Annotated in this window: 1 protein-coding gene; it reads left to right on the plus strand. The window is 39.5% G+C overall.

All coding sequences use genetic code 11. The annotated features are described in order from the left end of the window. Positions 1-281, plus strand: a 281-nt coding sequence (locus AVJ19_RS21400) for an Ig-like domain-containing protein (RefSeq protein WP_213067293.1), incomplete at both ends; no start/stop codon positions are given.

Consider the following 281-nt stretch of genomic DNA (forward strand, 5'->3'; position numbering starts at 1 on the left):
GTCAAAGTACGAATGTTCAAAAAGTCACTGTTGATACGACTAAGCCAATAGCAGGCACATTAAGCCTTACAGCTTATACTGACACAGGTGCAAAAGCAGATGACTTTATTAGCCAAGACAAGAGCTTTGATCTCAGTTTGACAGGTCAGGAAGTAGGTTCAAGCGTGGTTTACCAAATCTCTAAAGATGGTGGTAAAACATGGATAAATACAGATGCTAAACAAACTGATTTAGTGGATGGTACTTACCAATTTAAAGCAGTGGTGACAGATGTTGCAGGT

The organism is Acinetobacter sp. CFCC 10889, from assembly GCF_003268395.1.
GTDB lineage: Bacteria > Pseudomonadota > Gammaproteobacteria > Pseudomonadales > Moraxellaceae > Acinetobacter.